At 60.7% G+C, this 22,498-nt stretch carries 19 protein-coding genes; 11 read left to right on the top strand and 8 right to left on the bottom strand.

Features of this window, described 5'->3' with window-relative positions; all coding sequences use genetic code 11:
* The first annotated feature begins 15 nt into the window (after window positions 1–15).
* Window positions 16–1,359 carry a glucarate dehydratase gene (gene gudD / locus J2Y39_RS09660; RefSeq protein WP_310217041.1) on the top strand — a complete coding sequence of 448 codons (1,344 nt, stop codon included), beginning with the start codon at window positions 16–18 and terminating at the stop codon, window positions 1,357–1,359.
* A 129-nt stretch (window positions 1,360–1,488) separates the two neighbouring features.
* On the opposite strand, the gene J2Y39_RS09665 is transcribed toward gudD, so the two are convergent.
* On the bottom strand, window positions 1,489–2,361 hold the full coding sequence (locus tag J2Y39_RS09665; RefSeq protein WP_310217044.1) for a LysR family transcriptional regulator: 873 nt from the start codon (window positions 2,359–2,361) through the stop codon (window positions 1,489–1,491).
* A gap of 160 nt (window positions 2,362–2,521) precedes the next feature.
* Between J2Y39_RS09665 and ampC the strand changes: the two genes are divergently transcribed.
* Window positions 2,522–3,688, top strand: coding sequence for a class C beta-lactamase (gene ampC, locus J2Y39_RS09670; RefSeq protein ID WP_310217047.1), 1,167 nt, complete (start codon window positions 2,522–2,524; stop codon window positions 3,686–3,688).
* Window positions 3,689–3,787: 99 nt separating this feature from the next.
* On the opposite strand, the gene J2Y39_RS09675 is transcribed toward ampC, so the two are convergent.
* The 5 genes from J2Y39_RS09675 to J2Y39_RS09695 all read right to left on the bottom strand — a co-directional run bounded on the left by J2Y39_RS09675 (window position 3,788) and on the right by J2Y39_RS09695 (window position 7,488).
* Entirely contained in the window at window positions 3,788–4,054 is a 267-nt protein-coding gene (locus J2Y39_RS09675) for a hypothetical protein (RefSeq protein WP_016775363.1), read from the bottom strand.
* Between the two features lie 16 nt (window positions 4,055–4,070).
* Window positions 4,071–4,400 (bottom strand): DUF6124 family protein, encoded by a 330-nt coding sequence (locus J2Y39_RS09680; protein ID WP_039763404.1) that lies wholly within the window; start codon window positions 4,398–4,400, stop codon window positions 4,071–4,073.
* A 567-nt stretch (window positions 4,401–4,967) separates the two neighbouring features.
* The gene (locus J2Y39_RS09685; RefSeq protein ID WP_016775365.1) at window positions 4,968–5,531 is read right to left on the bottom strand and encodes a DUF4174 domain-containing protein; all 564 of its coding nucleotides are present in this window, start codon (window positions 5,529–5,531) and stop codon (window positions 4,968–4,970) included.
* A 186-nt stretch (window positions 5,532–5,717) separates the two neighbouring features.
* Window positions 5,718–6,503, bottom strand: coding sequence for a sulfite exporter TauE/SafE family protein (locus J2Y39_RS09690; protein WP_041477188.1), 786 nt, complete (start codon window positions 6,501–6,503; stop codon window positions 5,718–5,720).
* Between the two features lie 235 nt (window positions 6,504–6,738).
* Complete coding sequence (locus tag J2Y39_RS09695) at window positions 6,739–7,488, bottom strand: hypothetical protein (RefSeq protein WP_056788708.1); 750 nt, start codon at window positions 7,486–7,488, stop codon at window positions 6,739–6,741.
* A gap of 276 nt (window positions 7,489–7,764) precedes the next feature.
* On the opposite strand from J2Y39_RS09695, the gene J2Y39_RS09700 reads away from it, so the two are divergent.
* From J2Y39_RS09700 to J2Y39_RS09710, 3 genes are all read left to right on the top strand, one after another.
* On the top strand, window positions 7,765–8,913 hold the full coding sequence (locus J2Y39_RS09700; protein WP_310217052.1) for an aldose epimerase family protein: 1,149 nt from the start codon (window positions 7,765–7,767) through the stop codon (window positions 8,911–8,913).
* Window positions 8,914–9,162: 249 nt separating this feature from the next.
* Entirely contained in the window at window positions 9,163–9,984 is an 822-nt protein-coding gene (locus tag J2Y39_RS09705) for an aldo/keto reductase (protein ID WP_310217056.1), read from the top strand.
* A 24-nt stretch (window positions 9,985–10,008) separates the two neighbouring features.
* Window positions 10,009–10,479 (top strand): DUF1810 domain-containing protein, encoded by a 471-nt coding sequence (locus tag J2Y39_RS09710; protein WP_056788700.1) that lies wholly within the window; start codon window positions 10,009–10,011, stop codon window positions 10,477–10,479.
* Here J2Y39_RS09710 and J2Y39_RS09715 read toward each other — a convergent pair.
* Window positions 10,444–12,804: a DNA polymerase II gene (locus J2Y39_RS09715; RefSeq protein WP_310217061.1), complete on the bottom strand. Its 2,361-nt coding sequence runs from the start codon at window positions 12,802–12,804 to the stop codon at window positions 10,444–10,446. The genes J2Y39_RS09710 and J2Y39_RS09715 overlap by 36 nt on opposite strands.
* A gap of 396 nt (window positions 12,805–13,200) precedes the next feature.
* Here J2Y39_RS09715 and J2Y39_RS09720 point away from each other — a divergent pair, with 396 nt between their 5' ends.
* A complete protein-coding gene (locus tag J2Y39_RS09720; RefSeq protein WP_041477195.1) occupies window positions 13,201–13,641 on the top strand; it encodes a CBS domain-containing protein in 441 nt (146 codons plus the stop codon).
* Window positions 13,642–13,819: 178 nt separating this feature from the next.
* On the opposite strand, the gene J2Y39_RS09725 is transcribed toward J2Y39_RS09720, so the two are convergent.
* A complete protein-coding gene (locus J2Y39_RS09725) occupies window positions 13,820–14,443 on the bottom strand; it encodes a glutathione S-transferase N-terminal domain-containing protein (protein WP_125918118.1) in 624 nt (207 codons plus the stop codon).
* Between the two features lie 1,072 nt (window positions 14,444–15,515).
* Here J2Y39_RS09725 and J2Y39_RS09730 point away from each other — a divergent pair.
* The 5 genes from J2Y39_RS09730 to J2Y39_RS09750 all read left to right on the top strand — a co-directional run bounded on the left by J2Y39_RS09730 (window position 15,516) and on the right by J2Y39_RS09750 (window position 22,498).
* Window positions 15,516–16,331: an energy transducer TonB gene (locus tag J2Y39_RS09730; protein WP_310217064.1), complete on the top strand. Its 816-nt coding sequence runs from the start codon at window positions 15,516–15,518 to the stop codon at window positions 16,329–16,331.
* A 45-nt stretch (window positions 16,332–16,376) separates the two neighbouring features.
* Window positions 16,377–17,084 (top strand): MotA/TolQ/ExbB proton channel family protein, encoded by a 708-nt coding sequence (locus J2Y39_RS09735; RefSeq protein ID WP_041477200.1) that lies wholly within the window; start codon window positions 16,377–16,379, stop codon window positions 17,082–17,084.
* Window positions 17,084–17,485 (top strand): biopolymer transporter ExbD, encoded by a 402-nt coding sequence (locus tag J2Y39_RS09740; protein WP_041477201.1) that lies wholly within the window; start codon window positions 17,084–17,086, stop codon window positions 17,483–17,485. Before J2Y39_RS09735 ends, J2Y39_RS09740 begins: the two co-directional genes overlap by 1 nt.
* Window positions 17,486–17,696: 211 nt before the next feature.
* On the top strand, window positions 17,697–20,408 hold the full coding sequence (locus tag J2Y39_RS09745) for a TonB-dependent receptor (protein ID WP_310217068.1): 2,712 nt from the start codon (window positions 17,697–17,699) through the stop codon (window positions 20,406–20,408).
* Window positions 20,409–20,632: 224 nt separating this feature from the next.
* Window positions 20,633–22,498, top strand: coding sequence for an extracellular solute-binding protein (locus J2Y39_RS09750; protein WP_310217070.1), 1,866 nt, complete (start codon window positions 20,633–20,635; stop codon window positions 22,496–22,498).

Genomic DNA, 22,498 nt, shown 5'->3' on the forward strand with positions numbered 1-22,498 from the left:
ACAAGGAAAACAATAATGACTACTCACGACACCGCCAAAGCTCCGATCATCACCGACATGCAAGTGATTCCGGTGGCCGGTCACGACGGCATGCTGCTCAACCTGAGCGGCGCCCACGGGCCGTTTTTCACCCGCAACATCGTCATCCTCAAGGACAACGCCGGCCACACCGGCGTCGGCGAAGTGCCCGGTGGCGAGCGCATTCGCCAGACCCTGGAGGACGCGCGCAATCTGGTGGTCGGCAGCCCCATCGGCACCTACCAGAAGATCCTCAACCAGGTGCGCCAGACCTTCGCAGACCGCGATGCCGGCGGCCGTGGTCTGCAGACGTTCGACCTGCGCATCACCATTCACGCGGTCACCGGCCTGGAAGCCGCCCTCCTCGACCTGCTCGGCCAACATCTGGACGTGCCGGTGGCGGCGCTGCTCGGTGAAGGTCAGCAACGCGACGAAGTGAAGATGCTCGGTTATCTGTTCTACGTTGGCGATCAACACGAAACCGATCTCGCCTACCGCAGCGAACCGGACGCCGACAACGACTGGTTCCGCGTGCGCCACGAGAAAGCCATGACCGCCGAAGCGGTCGTGCGTCTGGCGGAGGCGGCGCATGCCAAATACGGCTTCAAGGATTTCAAACTCAAGGGCGGCGTGCTCAGCGGCGATGCCGAAATCGAAGCGGTCACGGCACTGGCCGAGCGTTTCCCCGACGCGCGGATCACCCTCGATCCGAACGGCGCCTGGTCGCTGAAAGAAGCAATTCGTCTGTGCCGCGATCAGCACCAAGTGCTCGCCTACGCCGAAGACCCTTGCGGCGCGGAAAACGGTTATTCCGGGCGCGAAGTCATGGCCGAATTCCGCCGCGCCACCGGGCTGAAAACCGCGACCAACATGATCGCCACCGATTGGCGTGAAATGGGCCACGCGATTCAGTTGCAGTCAGTGGACATCCCGCTGGCCGACCCGCACTTCTGGACCATGCAGGGTTCGGTGCGCGTCGCGCAGATGTGCCACGAATGGGGCCTGACTTGGGGTTCGCATTCCAACAACCACTTCGATATCTCTCTGGCGATGTTTACCCATGTCGCCGCTGCGGCACCGGGCGACATCACGGCCATCGACACCCATTGGATCTGGCAGGACGGCCAGCGTCTGACCAAGGCACCGCTGCAAATTGTCGACGGCTGCGTGCAAGTGCCGCAGAAACCGGGACTGGGCGTGGAACTGGACATGGATCAAGTGGCCAAGGCCCACGAACTGTACAAAGGCATGGGCCTCGGCGCGCGGGATGACAGCGTGGCGATGCAGTTCCTGATTCCGGGGTGGAAATTCGATAACAAACGGCCGTGTCTGGTGCGGTGATCCAGCAGGCGCCGCTGATTTCAATTGTGGGAGCGAGCCTGCTCGCGAAGGCGTCAGGTCAGTCGATAGTGCTGTCGCTGATGCACCGCTTTCGCGAGCAGGCTCGCTCCCACAAGGGGGGGGTTTGTGTCAGGCAGAAACTTGCAGTAACCACGCCTTGAACGCGTTCATCGCCGCCGTTTCCGCTCGCGACTGCAACCGCGTCAGCCAGTAACTGCCGGTGGTGATCTCGATCGCGAACGGCTGGCAAATCGCATCAGCCGCCAGTTGCCGGGCGAACATCAGTGGCGGCGCCAACGCCACGCCGCCGCCCTGCAACGCCGTTTCCATCATCGCCAGTGAAGAGTCGAAGACGATGCTTTGCGGTGGCGCGGCCTGGGTCGCCAGGCCCGCCGCCTGAAACCACTGCGGCCATTCATCAGTGCGATAGGAACGCAGCAAGGTCTGCTGCAACAGGTCCGCCGGCGCGTGCAGTTGCCGGGCAATCTCCGGCACGCATAACACCGACAACGGCGCATCGAGCAAGCGTGTCGCCTCAATGCCATGCCAGGCGCCAGCGCCGAACCGAATCGCGTAATCCAGCCCTTCCGCCGCCACATCGACCCGGTTGTTGTGGGTCGACAGGCGTAAATCGATCAGCGGATATTTCGCCCGAAAGTCCGCCAGCCTCGGCAACAGCCAGCCCACCGCAAACGTGCCCACTGCGCCGACCGTCAACATGTCGCGATACTGCCCACCGGCCAGACGCTCAAGCATCTGCGCAATGTGGTCGAATGAGGTGCTGAGCACCGGCAGCAAGGTTTCGCCTTCACTGGTCAGCATCAGCCCACGGGGCAGGCGTTTGAACAGGGTCAGGTTGAGCTGCGCTTCCAGGCTTTTGACCTGATGGCTGACCGCTGCCTGCGTTACGCACAGTTCGACGGCGGCGCGGGTGAAGCTCAGGTGGCGTGCCGAAGCTTCAAACGCGCGCAGAGCGTTGAGCGGCAGTTGCGATCGAATCATGGGTTGTCCCAAATTTTTCTAAGGCTTCGTGCGAGTTTTCATCGTTTGTCGAAGGTCGGCAAAGTGCCTAAATTAACCGCGCTGATCAGCCGCCCGATGAAAAAATCACCCGCAGTGTAGCGGGATACAACAAACGACACTCATGGAGAGTGATTCACTCATGTGTTCCTTCAACCCGAGCAAGGTCTTTTCCCACAGCGCTTTCGCACTGTTCTTCGGCAGCGTTGCCTGTCATGCCGCAACGCCGACGGATGCGCAATTGCAGGCACTGGTCAGCCAAGCCGTCACCCCGGTGATGCAGCAAAACAACATCCCGGGGCTGACCGTAGCGATCACGCTGAATGGCCAGGCGCATTACTTTAATTACGGAGTCGCTGCCAAAGACACCGGGCAAAAAGTCAGTGAAAACACCCTGTTCGAAGTCGGCTCGGTGAGTAAAACCTTCACCGCCACCCTCGCCGGTTACGCCCAGGCCACCGGCAAACTCGACCTGTCGAGCAAGGCCAGCCAGCTCTGGCCGGAGCTCAAGGGCAGCGCCTTCGACAACATCAGCGTGCTGCAACTGGGCACCTACAGCGCTGGCGGTCTGCCGTTGCAATTTCCTGCCGAGGCGGATTCTTCCGACAAGATGCTCGGCTATTACCAACAGTGGAAACCGCAATTTCCCGCCGGCAGCCATCGCCTGTATTCCAACCCGAGCCTGGGCCTGTTCGGCTACCTGACGGCGAAAAGCCTCGGCCAGCCGTTCGACCAGGCAATGACGCAAACCCTGCTGCCGAAACTCGGCCTTCAGCACACCTTCCTCAGCGTACCGTCAGCGCAGTCGAAGCTTTACGCCCAAGGCTACGACAGCGCCGACCAACCGGTACGCGTCAGCCCCGGCGCCCTCGACGCCGAAGCCTACGGCATCAAAACCAGCGCCGCCGACCTGCTGCGTTACGTCCAGGCACAACTGAAACCGGCCAGCCTTGCGCCTGATCTGCACCGAGCCATCGCCAACACCCACATCGGTTATTACCGCGTCGGCGACATGACCCAAGGCCTGGGCTGGGAAGGCTACGCCTACCCGATCACCCTGGAAAAACTGCAAAACGGCAACTCGACCCCCATGGCCATGGAACCTCACAAAGTCGAGTGGCTGACCCCACCGCAAGCTGAGCCGGCCAATGTGCTGTTCAATAAAACAGGTTCTACACGGGGCTTTGGCGCGTATGTGGCGTTTGTGCCGTCGCGGGACATGGGCATTGTGATTCTTGCCAACAAGAATTACCCGAATGCCGAACGGGTGAAGATTGCGCACACAGTTTTCGCGGCGTTGGCGGATTAAGAGCAGAAGATCGCAGCCTGCGGCGGCTCCTACAGGATCGGGTTTTCACTCGGTTGATGGTGGAGCTGCCGCAGGCTGCGATCTTTTTCGTTTCAGCGCTTAAAGCTGCGCCTGCAAGCGCCAGCCAATCACATCCATCAAGTCACAGCTATCGCGCAACGGAATCGCCAGCACCCGGGCGAAATCCTGCAACAGCAATGCATCGTGTCCCTTGCCCTCGTCCAGCGAAAGGCTCTCCATCAGCTGCGTCACACAGCGCAATCGGTAAGCCGCGGTGCCGTGCAACACGTCGATGGGGGCTTCGCTGTCGATCAGCACACAGGGAATTTTGCAGTCAATCCCGGTGATCGGTATGTAGCGCGCCATGGTAGAACCTCCCTGTTCAATGTTGAGTCGCCGTTGCGGGTGAATCGAGATTGTCCAGCGCGCGGTTGACCAGCAGTTCTCCGACTACCGCCAACTGCTGGATCGACAACGTCAGGCTGCGCTGCGCACCGCTCAATTCACAGGCAAGGTCGGTGGTCAGTACGTTCAGTGAGGCAAGGGTTTCGCAGGCATGGCTCAGCAGTGTCGCCGTGTCGATGTCGGGGAGAATGGTGAAGACGTGGCTGATGGGATCGGGTTGGCCGGGGTGGCGCAGACGCGGGTTATTGGAGTCGAAGGAGCTTGAATCCATGGGGGATTCGGGGGGATTTGGAGTGTGTTTTTTCATGTGTTGATTACCGTTGTGGATTGTAGGAAACACTACCTGTCTCACTTCCACATGAGGGTGGCAGCTGTACGCAGGTGTGGAAGACCAGGCCAATCCACCAATACCCGGCGCACTCGAGAGTGCTCCTGCGCACAGCCGCCAAAACGCGGCGATGTTGACATAAAACCCGTCGACATGCGCTTTTGAGACATTGATGGATGTAACCGAACAACCGGACTTCCACATCCGACCACTGTGTTTTTCAGCGGCCAAAAGAGGTTATCCCCCTGCGCCACAACGCACCAGTTCACCACGGCCGCCGCGTCTTGCAGGAAAAATCCACAGAGATTGAAGGCGATTTGTGTCAGACATTTCGGCAGGCACATGCTGCAACGACTTTCGATCAGCAGATGACTTGTGGGAGCGAGCCTGCTCGCGAATGCGCTCGATCAGTCACCTTTCAGCGCCTGAAAAACCGCTATCGCGAGCAGGCTCGCTGCCACATTTGAACTGTGCACTTCACAAAAAAATGTGGGAGCTGGTCTACCAGCTCCCACAGGGATTTTGCTTCACTCACGCAACGCGCAATCAATCATCCGGCATCTGCGGCGGTTTGCTCGGTTTCGCCGGTTTGCTGCCCTTCGCGCCTTTGGCCGGTTCCGGCTCGGTGGCGGCAGGTGTTTGTGCGGCGGCGGCCGCAGCGGCGGCTTCTTTTTCGGCCATGGGCATGGCGTCGATGGTTTCGAAGATTTTCGCCAGGCTCAATGCCTTGGCTTCGTCACCCGAGGCGGAGAGCTTGGTTTCGCCGTCCTTGCCCACCAGGAACACTTTTGGATAAGCGCCGGCGCCGAGCTTCAGCGAGCGCAGCAGGGCCATGGTGTCCTGCTGGCCCATGTCCTTGCCGTCGAGCTGGCCGGACATGCTGAGGATGGTGTAGACCTTGATGTTGCGGTCGGTGACGCCCTTTTTGTTGGCCGGGTCTTCCAGTGACTTTTTCAGGCTCAGCCACACCGGGTCGACGGTGCTTTGCGCAATCACGATCAGCGGACGGGCGCGGCCCACGTCCCCGGCCAGGGGTGAATCGCTGTCGGCGGCGAACAGGGGGCCGGCGATTGCCAGCAAGAGGGTCAGGGTCAGGGACCTGATGAGCATGCGCATCTCCTTTTGATATCCACGCACTACTGATTGCGCATCGTGGCGATTGTTCCGGCGGCGTCTGGCAAAAAGGCATTGCCCTGTCAGAAGCTTAGGTCAGGGAGAACTTTGCGCAACATGACGCAAGCGATCATTGGCACATCCCTACGGCCGCTGCACAGGAAGTGTTTTCTCCAGGCTGACTCAGAACGCCAACTTGTAACCAATCAACACCAGCATCGTCGCCAGGCACGGGCGCAGGACTTCGTCGGAGATGCGACCGGTCAGGTGGCTGCCGAGCCAGATGCCCGGCAGCGAGCCCATCAGCAGGAAGCCCAGCACGCCCCAGTCCATGTTGCCCATGCTTGCGTGGCCGAGGCCGGCGACGAGGGTCAGTGGAACGGCGTGGGCGATTTCCGTGCCGACCAGGCGCCGGGTTGGCAGCAGTGGGTAAAGGATGAACAAGGCGACGGTGCCCAGTGCGCCGGCACCGATCGAGGTCAGGGCAACCATGGTGCCGAGGATCAGACCGGTGATCACCGTCATCACGTTAAGCCGCGAACCGCTCGGGTTGTAGTTGCCGCCGGCGCGTTTGTGGGCAAATTCGAGCAAGCGTTTCTTGAAGAAAATCGCCAGGGCGGTGGCGAAGAGGACGAAGCCGAGCGCCTGCTTGATAATGGCGTTCATCGCGTCCGGCGCGGTGTGCAGGGTGCTGAGGAACCACAGGGTCATGGCCACGGCTGGCACACTGCCGAGGGTCAGCCAGCCGGTGATCGCCCAGTCGATGTTCTTGTTCTTCTTGTGAACGAGGACGCCGCTGGATTTGGTGATCGCGGCGTACAACAGGTCCGTACCCACCGCCGTCGCCGGGTTGATGCCGAACCACAGCAGGATCGGCGTCATCAACGAACCGCCGCCGACACCGGTCATGCCGACGATAAACCCCACCACCAGCCCGGCAATCACCAGGCCGAAATTTGCCAATTCCATTCAAACGTCCAGAAAACGACAGGAAAATCTGGCCCGCAGCATAGCGATTTTTCTTATAACCACATATATCGATGCGGTCTATGGTTATGCCATATCGAATTTGCTGCAGTTCCCTGTGGGAGCGAGCCTGCTCGCGAAGGGGGTGTCAGCCGACCGATGAGTTGAATGATGCAACGCTTTCGCGAGCAGGCTCGCTCCCACAGTGGCCCCTGGCGCTACAGAAAACTTGCCGGGTTCACTGCACCGGCAGGAAATTCAAGAACAAGAGGCTTTGCGCGTAATTCAGTCCGATCCTGCGATAGCGCTCATCGAGCATCTGCGTGAGCAGGTCGAGGCGCGCGACGATTTTGCTGAATTCGGTGGCGAAGCTGAGGTTGCTGCCCTCCTCCGAGATTTCGTTGGAGAACAGCAACGGCTGGCCTTCCTTGTTTTGTCGTTGCGACAGAATCCACATGGCTTTTTCGATGTTACGCGCGGCGTTGTGCACGAAAGTCGGGTTGATCGCGTCGGTCATGTAGAACTCGGTGCGATTGCCGTGAGCGGTAACCAGCATGCTGCCGATCGCATAGATGAAGGCGCCGACGCGGTCGCCGAGGAATTCCGGACTCATCGCATAGCTCAGTGCCGCCAGATCCTTGCGTCCGCCCAGCACGGGCAACGGCTGCTGTTGCTCGACAGCGAGACGCACCTGTTTCACGGCGGCGTTGACGGTGAGGAAACCGGATTTGCGCAGTTCTTCCGGGTTGCGCAAGTAAAGCTTGCCCATCAATCGATAGAGACTGTCGAGGTTATCGCGCATCGCCAGGGTGGCCATACGGTCGACGCTGGTCTGGAGAAATTCCTGCGGCTGCCCTTCTCGTATCTGATTGAAAAATCCATTGCCGTTCTGGTGGCTGCAGCCGCTGAGCAACAGCGACAACAGGCAGGCCAGCAGCAGGCACGGGCGGCGGTGAGCGACGGTGATCAGGGCAAAAACACTCGGCATGAAATCTCGGACAGGCACATTCCTGTGCGGCGGGAGTCACCGCATCCTGGCCATGCATAGAGCCGCCGATTACGAAAAAGTGCGGTGCCCGGGCGGTGAGCCGACCTTCGGTGCTTTTCGCCATATCAATTAGTCGGACTTTATATTTGCCAACAGCGGTAAATCCGCTATAAATCTTCTTTCTCGGCTCAAATAGCATGACTAGTGACATATAGGAGCAGCCTTCGGCAGCTCCTACGGTCAATACGAAAACAACAACAAAAAGGAAGGTCAACCATGCTTCAATCCCGTCACCTGCTCTCCGGCCTCGGACTGTCCCTGATGATCGCTACCCTTTCCGCCAACGCGGCGGGCCTGACCGCCGAACACAAAGCCTTCGGCAAAACCAATGACGGCACGCCTGTCGAACAGTACATCCTGCGCAACAGCCACGGCATGCAGGCCACCGTGATCACCTACGGCGCGACCCTGCAAGCGCTGAAAGTCGCCGACAAGCACGGCAAGTTCGACGACATCGTGTTGGGTTTTGACGATGTGCAGGGCTATCAGAAAGGCACCGCGTACTTCGGCGCGACCATCGGCCGCTTCGGCAATCGTTTGGCCGAAGGTGCTTTCGAACTTGATGGCAAGCGTTATCAAGTGCCGCAGAACGACAAATCCAACGCCCTGCACGGCGGCCCCGAAGGTTTCGACAAGAAAGTCTGGAAGGCCAAAGAAACCAAGGACAAGGATTCGGTTGGCGTAACCCTGACCTACCTCTCGGCCGACGGCGAGATGGGCTTCCCAGGCAATCTGACCACCGAAGTCACCTATCGCCTGACCGACAACAACGAGCTGCGCATCGACTACAAGGCCAGCACCGACAAGCCGACCGTGCTCAACCTGACCAACCATAGCTACTTCAACCTGGCCGGTGCCGGCAATGGCGATATTCTCAAGCAAGTCGCCATGATCAACTCCAGCCGTTACACGCCGGTCACCGCGAAACTGATCCCGACCGGGGAGCTGGCGGCTGTCGCCGGCACGCCGATGGACTTCAGCAAACCGACGGCAATCGGCACGCACATCAAGGCTGATCATCCGCAGCTGAAATTCGCCGAGCCGAAACAGGGCGGCTTCGATTTCAACTGGGCGCTGGACACCAAGGGCGATGTCAGCAAGCTCGCCACCGAAGTCAGCGATCCGCAATCCGGACGGGTCCTGCAACTGTTCACCAGCGAGCCGGGCGTGCAGTTCTACACCAGCAACTTCCTCGACGGCACGGTCAAGGGCAAGGGTGGCAAGGTCTATCCGCACTGGGGCGCGTTCACACTCGAGACCCAGCACTACCCGGATTCGCCGAACCAGCCAGACTTCCCGAGCACGCGGCTTGATCCGGGGCAGACTTACGCCCACAGCGTGATCCTGAAGTTCTCCACCAAGTAACCTGCCATGCTCCCCCTGTGGCGAGGGGATTCATCCCCGTTGGGATGCGAAGCAGCCCCAAAAACCTGCAATAGAACGCTGTCTGATACAGCGCGAGTTGCAGGATCGGGGCTGCTTCGCAGCCCAGCGGGGATAAATCCCCTCGCCACGATTGACCGGTTTCATCCTTGACTCCTCCTTCCTTCCGGGAACCCTTGCTCTATCCTGCTGCCCACTAAAGATATCGACTCTTTAAGGCAGAAGGTTTGGATGCGTACTCTTGAATTGGCCGGCGTACAGGTTCCCGTGATTGGTCAGGGCACCTGGCGCATGGGCGAGGATCGTTCGGCGCACAGCCGTGAAGTGGCGGCGCTGCGCACGGGCATCGAGCTCGGCATGACCCTGATCGACACCGCCGAGATGTACGCCGAGGGCGGTGCCGAAACGGTGGTCGGCGAAGCCATCGCCGGTCTGCGCGATCAAGTCTTTCTGGTCAGCAAGGTCTACCCGCACAACGCCAGCCGCGAGGGCATCCCGCAAGCCTGCGAGCGCAGTTTGCGTCGGCTCGGCACCGACTACATCGATCTGTATCTGCTGCACTGGCGCGGTCAGTATCCGCTGGAGGAAACCGTCGAAGCCTTCGAACGCCTGCGCCAGGACGGCAAGATCGGCCGTTGGGGTGTGTCGAATTTCGATGTCGACGACCTCGAAGAACTGTCCAGCTCGGCCTGCGCCACCAATCAGGTGCTGTACAACCTCGAAGAGCGCGGTATCGAATTCGATTTGCTGCCGTGGTGCCAGCATCAGCGCCTGCCGCTGATGGCGTACTGCCCGATCGGCCAGGGCGGCGCGATGCTCGCCGAGCCGGTTCTGCAGGACATTGCCAGTCGTTACAACGCCACCCCGGCGCAGATTTCACTGGCGTGGCTCCTGCGCCAGGACGGCGTGATTGCGATTCCCAAGGCTGTGCGCCCGGAGCATGTGCAACTCAATGCCGAGGCGGCGCAGTTGCAACTGGACGCCGGGGATCTGGCGGCGCTGGACAAGGTGTTTCCGGCGCCACAACGCAAGCAGCGACTGGCCATGGTCTGAGCTGCCGACTGCGAGGGCTTCGCCATGAGAAGCACAGATCTGCACGACCCGTACAACCTGCAACGTTTTGTCCAGGCTCAGGACCCGGTGTTCGAACGGGTCCAGCGTGAACTCGAGACGGGCCGCAAGCGCAGCCACTGGATGTGGTTCGTCTTCCCGCAGTTCGCCGGGTTGGGCGGCAGCGAGATGGCACGGCGCTTTGCCATTGGTTCAGCCGAGGAAGCCCAGGCCTATCTGGCCCACGAGCTGCTCGGGGCGCGGCTGCGCACTTGCACGCAACTGGTGCTGAATGTGCCGCAGCGCTCGATTGCAGACATTTTCGGCCATCCCGATGACCTGAAATTTCATTCTTCGATGACTTTGTTCGCCCAGTTCAGCGCCGAGGACAGCCTGTTCCATCAGGCACTGGAGCGCTACTTCCACGGCATTCTCGATGAATGGACGCTGCAATTGCTCGACTCAAAACAGGCCCAGTTGCCCACCGATCAGGGTTGAGAAGTCGTCGTCGACAAACGGCAGAATCGCATCCGCCACCGGTTGCAATTGGCGGGTGATGTAGTGGTCGTAGTCGATGGCGGCGCGGCGTACCTCCAGCGGCTCCGGGCCGGCCAGGGTGATGACGTAGCTGATCCAGCCGCCGTTCTGATACTGCCGGGGCCGCCCGTGCTCGGCGTTGTATTCGTCGGCCAGCCGCGCCGCGCGGACGTGCGGCGGCACATTGCGTTCGTAGTCGTCGAGGGTGCGGCGCAGGCGCTTGCGGTAGATCAGCCGATCGTCGAACTCGCCAGCGAGCGTCTTGCGCACGTAGTCGCGCACGTAATCCTGATACGGCTTGCGCTGGAAAATCCGCTCATAGAGTTCCTGCTGAAATTGCCGCGCCAGCAGCGACCAGTCGGTGCGCACGGTTTCCAGGCCCTTGTAGACCATTTCCTCGCTGCCATCGGCGCGGGTGACCAGACCGGCGTAGCGCTTCTTGCTGCCCTCCTCGGCGCCGCGAATGGTCGGCATCAGGAAGCGCTTGTAGTGAATCTCGAACTGCAATTCCAGCGCGCTTTCCAGCCCGTATTCCTCACGCACATGCGCGCGCCACCAATCATTGACGTGCTTGACCAGCGCGTGGCCGATCTGCGCTGCTTCTTCCTGACCGTGCAGACTGCGCAGCCAGACGAAGGTTGAATCGGTGTCGCCGTAAATGACCGCGTGGCCCTGTTCTTCGATCAACTGGCGGGTGCGCAGCATGATTTCGTGGCCGCGCAAAGTGATCGACGAGGCCAGCCGGGTATCGAAAAAACGGCAACCGCTGGAGCCGAGCACGCCGTAGAAGGCGTTCATGATGATCTTTAACGCTTGGGACAGCGGCGCGTTGTGCTCGCGTTTGGCGGTCTCGCGCCCTTCGGCCACTCGCGCCACGATGGACGGCAGACAATGGCGGGTGCGCGAGAAGCGTGCGCCACGAAAACCCGGCACCGAGTCGGCGTCATCCGGGTGTTGCAGGCCCTCGATCAAGCCCACCGGGTCGATCAGAAAGGTGCGGATGATCGACGGGTAAAGGCTTTTGTAATCGAGGACCAACACCGATTCGTACAGCCCCGGGCGTGAATCCATGACAAACCCGCCGGGGCTGGCCTGGGGTGGATTGGTGCCCAGATTGGGTGCAACGAAGCCCTGGCGGTGCATCAACGGCATGTACAAATGGGTGAACGCGGCGACCGAACCGCCGCTGCGGTCGGCCGGCAAACCGGTGACGCTGGCGCGTTCAAGCAAAAACGTCAGCAGTTCGGTCTTGGCGAAGATCCGCGTGACCAGCTCGCAGTCCTTGAGGTTGTATTTGGCCAGAGCAGGCTTGTCCTCGGCGAACATGCGGTTGATCTCGTCCATGCGCTGGTATGGGTTGTTGATCGCCTTGCCTTCGCCGAGCAGGGTCTGCGCGACGTTTTCCAGGCTGAACGAAGGAAAACTCCAGGTCGCCGAACGCAACGACTCGATGCCATCGATGATCAGCCGCCCCGCTGCCGAGGCGAAGTAGTGATTGCGGCTGCCGTGCTCGCGCCACTGCATTTCTTCGCCGCCACGACCGATCTTCAGCGGCACGCCAAGACGCCGCGCGTGTTCATGGAGGATGCGCAAATCGAACTGCACGACGTTCCAGCCAATGATCGCGTCAGGGTCGTGGCGGGCGAACCAGTCGTTGAGCTTCTTCAGAATGAGCGTGCGCGAATCGCAGTATTCGAGGTCGAAATCGACAATGCTGGCATCGCCATTCGGCGCGCCGAGCATGTACACCTGGCGCTCGCCACAGCCTTCCAGCGCGATGGAATACAGCTCGCCGTTTTCGGTGGTCTCGATGTCGAGTGAGACCAAGCGCAGTTTCGGCCGGTAAATGGGGTCGGGTTTCAGTTGGGCGTTGATCAGCACGCCGTCAGCATCAGGCGTGCCGCCGAACAGCACCGGCGCGGTGATGAAGCGCTCCATCAGATAGCGTTCCGGGGGGCGCACGTCGGCTTCAAAGACGTCGACGCCGGCGCGGTTGAGCGCGGTTTCGAGGCGCATCAACTGGCCGTGCTGCTGGCAATACAGACCGAGCACCGGACGATGCTGAAAATCCAGCAGCGCCAACGGTCGCAGTTCCACATTCTTTTCATCGTGCAGCAGACGCTCGGCCGCTTCCCGCTGGGCGGCGGGAATAAACGCCACCGATGGCTGAGGCGCCAGACGCACGCGGCGCGGCCCGGCGTCCGTTGCCAGCCAGAACTCGACTTCGGTGCCGGCCGGCGTATCGCGCCAATGCCGGGTCAGGACGAAGCCCTGCTGTAAATCCACCACTGCGACCTCAACGTTTCAATCAGAACGCCATTCTACGCAGCATTTGTGGCGAGGGGATTTATCCCCGCTGGCCGCGAAGCGACCCCGCTTTTAATGAAAGGGCCTGCTGCGCAGGCCAGCGGGGATAAATCCCCTCGCCACAGATAAATCCCATCACCACAGATAAATCCCATCACCACAGATAAATCTTATTGCCACAGATAAATCCTCTGCCACAGATAATCCCCCTTGTTACAGATAAATCCCCTAGCCACAGATGCTTCATTCACCGATACAAAGATGTTTTTTCCGGCAAATGGCGTTTTTTGCACGCTAACTGCCGCTTTGCCACCTTGCTCTGCGCAGCTGCGTCTACGATGCTTGATGAACAACGACAACACCTGAGTAACCGCCATGAAGACCGTCGCCCAACTGCTCAAGCTCAAAGATCAGAAAAATCAGGAAGTGCACCAGATCAAACCCGATCACATGGTGCTCGAAGCGCTGATGAAGATGGCCGAGAAAAACGTCGGCGCCTTGCTGGTGGTCGAAGACGACAAAGTGGTCGGCATCATCAGCGAGCGCGACTATGCACGCAAACTGGTGCTGCACGGGCGCTCTTCGGTCGGTACGCCAGTGCGCGACATCATGGTCAAGGACGTGATTACCGTGGATACCCGACAAACCGTCGACACCTGCCTGGGCATCATGTCGGACAAACGCCTGCGCCACCTGCCGGTGGTCGAGGACGGGCAACTGATTGGTTTGCTGTCGATCGGCGACCTGGTGAAAGAGGCAATTGCCGAACAGGCCGAGCTGATCAAACAGCTGGAGCAGTACATTCGCGGCGACTGAGCCCACCACCGTGATCCCCTTGTGGGAGCGAGCCTGCTCGCGAATGCGCCAGGTCAGTGATGATCGTTCCCACGCTCTGCGTGGGAATGCAGCCTGGGACGCTCCGCGTCCCTCTAAAGCCGAACGCGGAGCGTCCGTTGAGGCATTCCCACGCAGAGCGTGGGAACGATCGCGCCTGTCAGGCCGGCCAATGCCGCTCGAACACCGGTGCCAGCACCGGGTGCCGGTCGATCCTTTGCAGCCACGCATAAAAGCCCGGGCGGGTCTGGCGCAGATGTTCGCGGCTGCCGGCCCAGCGGCTCACCACGGCCGCCAGCACATCCAGTGCACCGGGCGTTTCATCATCCAGATACAACTCCCCGGAAAACTGATCGGCAAACACCTCCCAACTGAAGTGCAGGCGCTGGCGGGTGCCGGCGATCAGGTTTTGCCGTGCGCTCTCGTCGGGCGCGCTCAGCCAGCGCTCGGGGTAATCGATGATGCCGACCGCTGCGTAGCAATTGCTGACGATATAGGCGAGGCCGCGAATTGCCTGATCACGATCGGCAGCCTTGCTCGGCAGCAGGCCGGACTTGGGAAACGTCAGGCCCAAGTGAATAAGGATCGCCGCACTTTCGGTCATGGCGCTGCCGTCCGGCAGTTGCAGGGTCGGTATCTGTTTCAGCGGATTGAGTTTGCCCAGCGCCTCGTCGGCCTCGGCGCTGGCTTCGGTATCAATGAAACGATAGGCGATCTGGCACAACTCCAGTGCCGCCTCGATGGCAGCCGCGCCGGAATTCTTGTGCCCGTAGAGCTGGTACATGTCCGTTCCCCCGATAAGGCCTTTGCACAGGGTAGATGGCTGGCTGGCCTGACGTAGAAAATTCTGCAAATGTGTCGTGATTGGCACGTTTTTCCCATGCACTGCCGACTTGCGAAATCAACCTTCGCCAATCAGCGCTGGCGGTGCCCATCCCGCACCAAGAGCATTCATCGAACGCTATCCGCGTTCTTGTAAGGTGCGACAGCGAACCAAAAGTTCGCCTGTCCGAGCTGGCAATAAGGAGTTCCTCCGTGAATCTTCAAATGCTCCGCCGTACGACATACCCGACTCACTCGCAAATCCAGCCCAAAGTTCAGCCGAACCTATTCAGCCTGGCGCGTTTCTCCTTTATTACCTGAAACCCAATGCACACTTTGCGTGCCTGGCGATCGAGCGATCGTCGGGCGCCGAGTGTTATTTATTTTTTAAATACGGCAATTAATAAAAGGCACAACAACAAGATTGTCGAACAATGACTTTCCGTCATTGAAGTTGCACCAAAAGCGCACGCCCGAATGTGATGCAGTTAACCAATACTCCAGAATCAAAATAAGGAACCTGTCCTGTGAACCGCTGAATGACTGACCTGCACCAAATCGATTCGCTACGCACCGATAGGTGCTAAGCCTGATCACCGAGGAGCCGCTCTATCCCGCCGATTGGCGTGATACAGCGTTCCCTCTGACTCGCTCTGGAAAAAGCCCTTCTGCGAGGACTTGAGGACCGCTTCGCGCCGAATAAACAGTGGGCGAAACTGAAACTTATATAAATGCGACATCAGTAACACCGAAGATATGCGTTCAACCCGTTTCAGCAACATCTGGCACACCTGTTGCAAACTGTAACAAACCTGAGACAGCTCACGTCTCCGCACAACAACAAGCCACGGAATGGATAATGAACAATCGATATAGATGCTACTAAGCCATTAAGTTTGTTCGAGGCCGTTTAAACAGATAGTCCAACTATCGGCTCGCGTACACCTTGAAGAAAGTTGCACCCACTCACTCGAACATCAGCCATATGTTCGGACGGCACCTTATTGCCCTTCATCTGACCCGAGGGAGCTTTAATGAACGATGCGGTAAAGCACAAAACCCTGCCGGGGCCGTTGCGGCAAGCGCCGGTCCCGCCGCCCCCGGCCAGTCCGGCGTTTACAGCCAATACGTCACGACCCGGCGGGTTGAACAAACCACAGTTGCTCTTGCTGATCGCCGTGTCGGCGCTGATACACGGCGGCGCGTGGTGGTTCTTCCATCAGGCGCGGCCGGAGCCACTGCCGACGCCGCCGGAAATTCCGGAAATGACCGTCGAGCTGACCAGCCCGACGCCTCCGGCCCCACCGACACCGGAACCACCACCGCCGCCCCCGCCGCCGGAACCCGAGCAGCCGGTGGAGGACGAGGACGCGGTCAAGCCGCCGCCCAAACCGGTGGAGAAGCCCAAGCCAATCGAAAAACCAAAACCGGTCGAGAAACTCAAACCGGTGAAGAAAGTCGAGCCACCGAAAGCGCCGCCGGCCCCGGCGCAACCTGCCGCACCTGCGGCGCCGACGACACCGAGCGCACCACCGGCACCCCCTGCTGCGCCCGCTCCTGTCAAGGAGTCGGCAGCGATTTCCGGCCTGGCCAGCCTTGGCAACCCGCCGCCGGAATACCCGTCGCTGGCGCTGCGCCGCAATTGGGAAGGCAGCTTGGTGCTGCGCATTCAGGTGCTGGCCAACGGCCGTGCCGGTGCGGTGACGGTGACCAAGTCCAGCGGCAAGCCGCAACTGGATGAGGCGGCCGTCGCGGCGGTGAAGAACTGGAAGTTCATTCCGGCCAAGCGCGGTGACACGCCGATCGACGGCTTCGCCACCCAGACCATCGATTTCAAATTGCCGCAATGACGGCACAACCGACTCATTACTGATTAACGCAAGCGAGGTGTAGCCATGAACGATTCACTGTCTTCGATGATTGTCCCCGGTGTGCTCTGGGGTCTGGTGCTGTTTTCCGTGGTCAGTTGGGCGATCCTGCTGGTCAAGTCGGCCCAGTACCTGCGCCAGAAAGCGCAGAACAAACAGTTCGCCAAAGCCTTCTGGAGCGCGCCGGACCTGCTCACCGCCGCCGAACACGCCAGCCAGTATCCGGGCTCGCTGGCGCGCATCGCCAGCAGCGGTTTCGAAGCCCTGCTGGTGGAAGATTCGCCGCGCACCACGCAGCAACTGGCGCACACCATCAACCGTTCCGACCGCCTGGAACGCAACCTGCGCCAGCAGATCCAGAAGGAACGTCGCTCGCTGGAAAACGGCCAGGCGATCCTCGCCAGTATCGGCAGCACCGCGCCGTTCATTGGTTTGTTCGGCACCGTGTGGGGAATCATGGAAGCCCTGCAAAGCATCGGCGAAACCGGCTCGGCCAGCCTTGAGGCGGTCGCCGGGCCTATCGGCCACGCGCTGATCGCCACTGGCGTGGGCATCGCCGTCGCGGTGCCGGCGGTGCTGATCTACAACTTCTTCCTGCGTCGGCTGAAACTGGCCTCAGCGGACATGGACGACTTCGCCCACGACTTCGACGCCCTCGCCTCGCGCAGTGCCTTTTCCATCAGCCGCCAGGCCATTGCCAGCAAAAGCACCACCGCCGTGCGGGAGGCCAGCTGATGTCGTTTTCCACTCAAGACAGCGATGAAGTGCTCAGCGAAATGAACGTCACGCCGCTGGTCGACGTGATGCTCGTACTGCTGGTGGTGTTCATTGTCACCGCGCCGCTGATGACCAACGCGATCAAGGTCAACCTGCCGAAAACCGACGCCGTCGCCCCTGCCGAAAAGAAAGACCCGGTGGTGGTCAGCGTCGATCAGGACGGCAAGTTCTATCTGGCCAAGACCGAACTGGCCCCGGAATCCCTCGAGGCCAGTCTCAAGGAGGTCAAGGCCAAGGACGCCGACGTGCGCGTGCAGTTGCAGGCCGACGCCGCCGTCAATTACGGCCAGGTGGCCAAGGCCATGGCATCGATCGAGCGCTCCGGCATCAGCAAGATTTCGGTGATGACCACCCACTGAGTGCGGTGCCGGATGGGTGTTGAAACACCCGCCCGGCGCCGCTGAAAAAAAGAAATCCCGTCGCACCCGGCCGACCGAAAAAACGCCACGCGTCTTCGGAGGGGATCGGCTTGCTTGAAGAAAGTGGTTTTCCGCGCGCGGTATCACCGGAAGCGGAGCAATGAGCGGCTCACAAGGCCAATTCGATAACGTCTGAAAATCGGAAACAACCATGCTGATGAACACTCCACGCTTCACGCTCAAACCTTTGGTGGCAACGATGTCTCGCCACCGTTTCGTTCCGCTGTATCTGGTGGCCATGGGGATGGGCGCCGGGACCGTGCAAGCGGCCGAGGACGACAACAGCGCCACGCCAGCAGCCGCTGTCGTGGCGGCGCCGACCACGCAACTGCAACGGGTCGAAGTGACCGGTTCGGCGATTCGCCGGGTCGATGCGGAAACGGCGGTGCCGATCACCATCCTCAAGGCTGACGAGCTGCGCAAACAGGGCGTGACCACCACCGCCGAACTGGTGCAGCGCATCACCGGCAGCCAGTCGATCAACAACAGCGCCGGCTCCGTCGGCGCGGCAACGGGCGGTGCGTCGTTTGCCGACATGCGCGGCATCGGCGCGAACAAAACCCTGGTGCTGCTCAACGGTCGACGCCTGGCCAACAATGCCTTGTCCGGCACCAACTCCGCCGGCGGCGCGGTGGATCTGAACATGATCCCGTTTGCCGCCATCGAACGCGTGGAAGTGCTGCGCGACGGCGCCTCGGCCCTGTACGGCACCGACGCCATCGGCGGTGTGATCAACTTCATCACCAAAAAATCTCTCACCGATGGCGCCCTGACCCTGGGCGGCGAAACGCCGACCCACAGCGGTGGCGGCGCGACCAAAGACATGAGCGCCAGTTGGGGCTACGGCGATCTGGAAGAAGACCGCTTCAACGTCCTCGGCGTGTTCAACTACAACAAGCAGCAGAACCTCGACGCCAACGACCGCTCCTTCGCCACCGACTACGCGCCCGGTCGCGGTCTCGATCAGACCTCCGGCACCGCGTTCCCCGGCAACTACAGCCAGAACGGCAACGCCACCAACCCGTTGGCCAACAGCAATTGCAACGGCCCCAACCTGATCGCCCGCGACGGCTTGTGCCGCTTCAGCACCCGTGAATACATCGATCTGGTGCCGCAGACCGAGAAGACCTCGTTCTTCGGCAAGACCACTGCCAAGCTCGGCGATGATCACAACGCCAACCTTGAATATTTCTGGTCGCGCAACAACAACGCCGTCGCCGTCGGCCCGGCGCCACTGACTGGTCTGAGCCTGGATTCCTCGTCGCCCTACTACCCCGGCAATGGCATCACCCCGGCGCCCACCGATTTCGCCCTCGACCCGACGCAGCCGGTGGACGTCAACTGGCGCGAGACTGCCGCCGGCCCGCGTGAATCGAAAGACCAGAACACCAGCCAGCGCTTTCTGCTGAGCTTCGATGGTCTGGTTGGCGGCTGGGATTACAACGTCGGCGCCTCGTACAACCAGAACAAAATCGTCTCCAGCGTCACCAGTGGCTATGTCAGCGATCAGGCGATGATTGACGGCCTGGCCAGCGGTTTGCTCAACCCGTTCGGCCCGCAGACCGCTGCCGGCCAGCAGTACATCGATGCCGCCGCCTACCACGGCGCCTACTCCACAGCCGTGGGCCGCGTTGCCGGTTTCGATGGCCGCGTGAGCCGTGAAATCGGCGACTGGTTCGGCGCAGGTCCGTCCGGTCTGGCGCTGGGCGGCGAGTACCGCAAGGAGAAATTCCATCAGGACTTCGAGTCGTTCGCCGGCGACATCCAGAGCCTCGGCATCGACCCGGCCGGTAGCGTCGAAGGTGATCGCAGCGTCAAGGCCGCCTATGCCGAACTCAACGTGCCGGTGCTCGACAGCCTTGAATTGTCCGCCGCTGTGCGCCACGACAAATACAGCGACTTCGGCAGCACCACCAACCCGAAATATTCGTTCCGTTATCAGCCGATCAAAGAGCTGGTGGTGCGTGGTGCCTACAGCGAAGGTTTCCGCGCGCCATCGCTGTACGAGCTGTATTCGCCGCGCAGCATCACCTTCACCCAGGGTTTCTACAACGATCCCGTGCTGTGTACCGGCGGCGTGGTGCAACCAGGCGGTAACGGCGGGCGTGATTGCGGTCAGCAATTCCTCAACCAGATTGGCGGCAACGAGGATCTGGCCCCGGAGAAGGCGCGCAACGTGACGTTGGGCTTCGTCTACCAGCCGATCAGCAATCTGTCGGTGGGTCTGGATTTCTGGTGGATTCACATCTCCAACCAGATCCAGCCGTTCCCGGAATCCACCGTGTTCGATCAGGCCGGATCCTACCCGGACCGCTTCGTGCGCAACGCCGACGGCACGCTCAACTACATCGTTACCGGCAACGCCAACCTCGGCATCGTCGAAACCAATGGTGTCGACGTGTCGCTCGACTATCGCTTCCCGAACACGCCGTACGGTCAGTTTGGTCTCGGCCTGCAAGGCACCTATGTCGACGAGTACGACTTCCAGAGCACTATCAAAGGCCCGTTCACCGACAAGGTCGGCGACTTTCAGGGTGACGGCGTGATCGCGCGCTGGAAGCACAACCTCACCGGCAGCTGGAGCCTGGGTGCGGCGCGAGCAGCGCTGACCAACCGCTTCACCACCGGTTACAACGATTACGACCGCGAGACGCACGCGCGGGTGGCGTCGTATTCGGTGTGGGACCTGTCGGCCGGCTACACCTTCAACAAAGTGCTCGACGTTGATGCCGGGATGAAGAACGTGTTCGACCGCAACCCGCCGTTCTCCAACCAGGCTTACAACTTCCAGAGCGGCTATGACCCGCGCTACACCGACCCGCTGGGCCGGACATTGTTTGCGCGCATGACTTACCACTTCTAACCCCAAATAAAACGCATCCCTCTGTGGGAGCGAGCCTTTGTGGTGAGGGGATTTATCTCTGATGGGGTGCGAAGCGCCCCCAAGACCTGCCGACGCGGAGAATCAGAAGTACCGCATGCATTGATCTTGCGACTGCTGCGCAGCCGATCGGGGATAAATCCCCTCGCCACAAAAGCTCGCCTCACATCGGGTCCGGGTTCCTTCAGGGATTTCAAGGTGACTTCATGAGTTTTTTGCGCAACATGGCTGGCCTGCTGCTCGGCAGTGCGCTGCTGTGCTTCGGGGCGTCGGCGTTGGCCGGCGGCAGTTATGCGCTGACGGTGTACGGCGAGGCGCCGAAGTATCCGGCCGGCTTCAAGCATTTCGATTTTGTTAACCCTGACGCGCCCAAGGGCGGTTCGCTCAGCCGTGCGTCGATGGAGATCGGTCAGTACAACTACATCACGCCGTATGCCGATCAGGGCATTTCGGTGGTGCAGGTCAATGATTGGGTCTACGCGCCGCTGGCGTTCCGTTCGCTGGATGAGCCCTACACGGTTTACGCTCTGGTTGCGCAGCAGATCGAGCGCGATCCGGAGGGCTTGTGGGTGCGCTTCACCCTCAACCCCAAGGCACGTTTCGCCGATGGCACGCCGATCACCGCCGAAGACGTGCGCTACACCTTCAACCTGCTGATGACCAAGGGCAGCCTGAGTTACCGCCAGCAATACGCCGACGTGCAGGACGTGCTGGTCGAAGGTCCACGGCAGGTCCGTTTCACCTTCAAGAACAACCTCAATCGCACCCTCGCGCTGGATCTGGCGACGCTGCGCGTGCTGCCCGAGCACTGGTGGAAAACCCGCGACTTCGCCAACGGCGGCGGCTTCGAGCCACCGCTGGGCAGCGGCCCGTACCGGGTGAGCAAAGTCGACGCCGGGCGCAGCATCAGTTTCCAGCGTGACCCGGACTGGTGGGGCAAGGACCTGCCGGTCAGTCGCGGCATGTACAACTTCGACAGCCTGACGGTGAATTTCTACGGCGACACCGACGTCGCCCGCCAGCTGTTGCAGGCCGGCGCGTTCGACTACAACCGCGAGTTCTCCTCGTCCGGTTATGTGGTCGGCTATGACAGCCCGGCATTGCGCGACGGTCGTTTGCAACAGTCGATCCTCGCCCCGGACAAACCCACCGCCGCTCAGGGCTTCGTGTTCAACCTGCAGAACCCGTTCTTCAAGGATCGCCGCGTGCGTCAGGCGATCAGCCTGCTCTGGGATTTCGAGTGGACCAACAAACAGATGATGCGCGGCTTCTACGTGCGTCAGAACAGCTTCTGGCCCAAGAGTGAAATGGCCGCCAGCGCCCTGCCCGATGCCGAGGAATTGAAGATCCTCGAACCGCTGCGCGGCAAGGTCCCTGACGAGGTGTTCACCACGGTCTATGAAGCGCCGAAAACCGATGGCAGCGGCTACATCCGCGACAAGCAACTGCAAGCGCTGAAGCTGCTCGCCGAAGCCGGTTGGACGGCGAAAAACAATCGTCTGGCCAACGCCGCCGGCGAGCCGCTGGAATTCACCTTTCTCGATGGCCAGGGCGGCTTCGATCGCATGCTGCTGCCGTTCAAACGCACCCTCGCTCAGATCGGCATCACGCTCAATCTGCGCCGCATCGATTCGGCGCAATACATCAACCGTCTCAACGCCCGCGATTACGACATGATCGTCTGCGCGTTCCCGCGCAGTGGCGATCCGATCGTCTCCCCGGGCCGCGAGTTGTACAGCCTGTACGGCTCGCAAAGTGCCACGCAAGTCGGCAGCTCGAACGCGATGGTGCTGGCCGATCCGGCAATCGATCAACTGATTGACGGGCTGGTCCAGGCCAACAGCCGCGAAGCCATGGTGCATTACGCCCGCGCCCTCGACCGGGTGCTGCAATGGGGTTACTACATGATTCCCAACTACTACTCCAAAGGCACGCCGACGGTGTATCAGAACCGCTTCGGCATGCCCGCCGTGCAACCTTCGTATGACGAAGGTCTCAACACCTGGTGGGAAGTCTCGGCCAGGCCGCTGACGACTCAGCAGATGAGCGCTCAGCTTGCGGGAGGCCAGTGA

Origin of the sequence: Pseudomonas sp. 2957 (assembly GCF_031456345.1) — a bacterium.
GTDB lineage: Bacteria > Pseudomonadota > Gammaproteobacteria > Pseudomonadales > Pseudomonadaceae > Aquipseudomonas > Aquipseudomonas siliginis.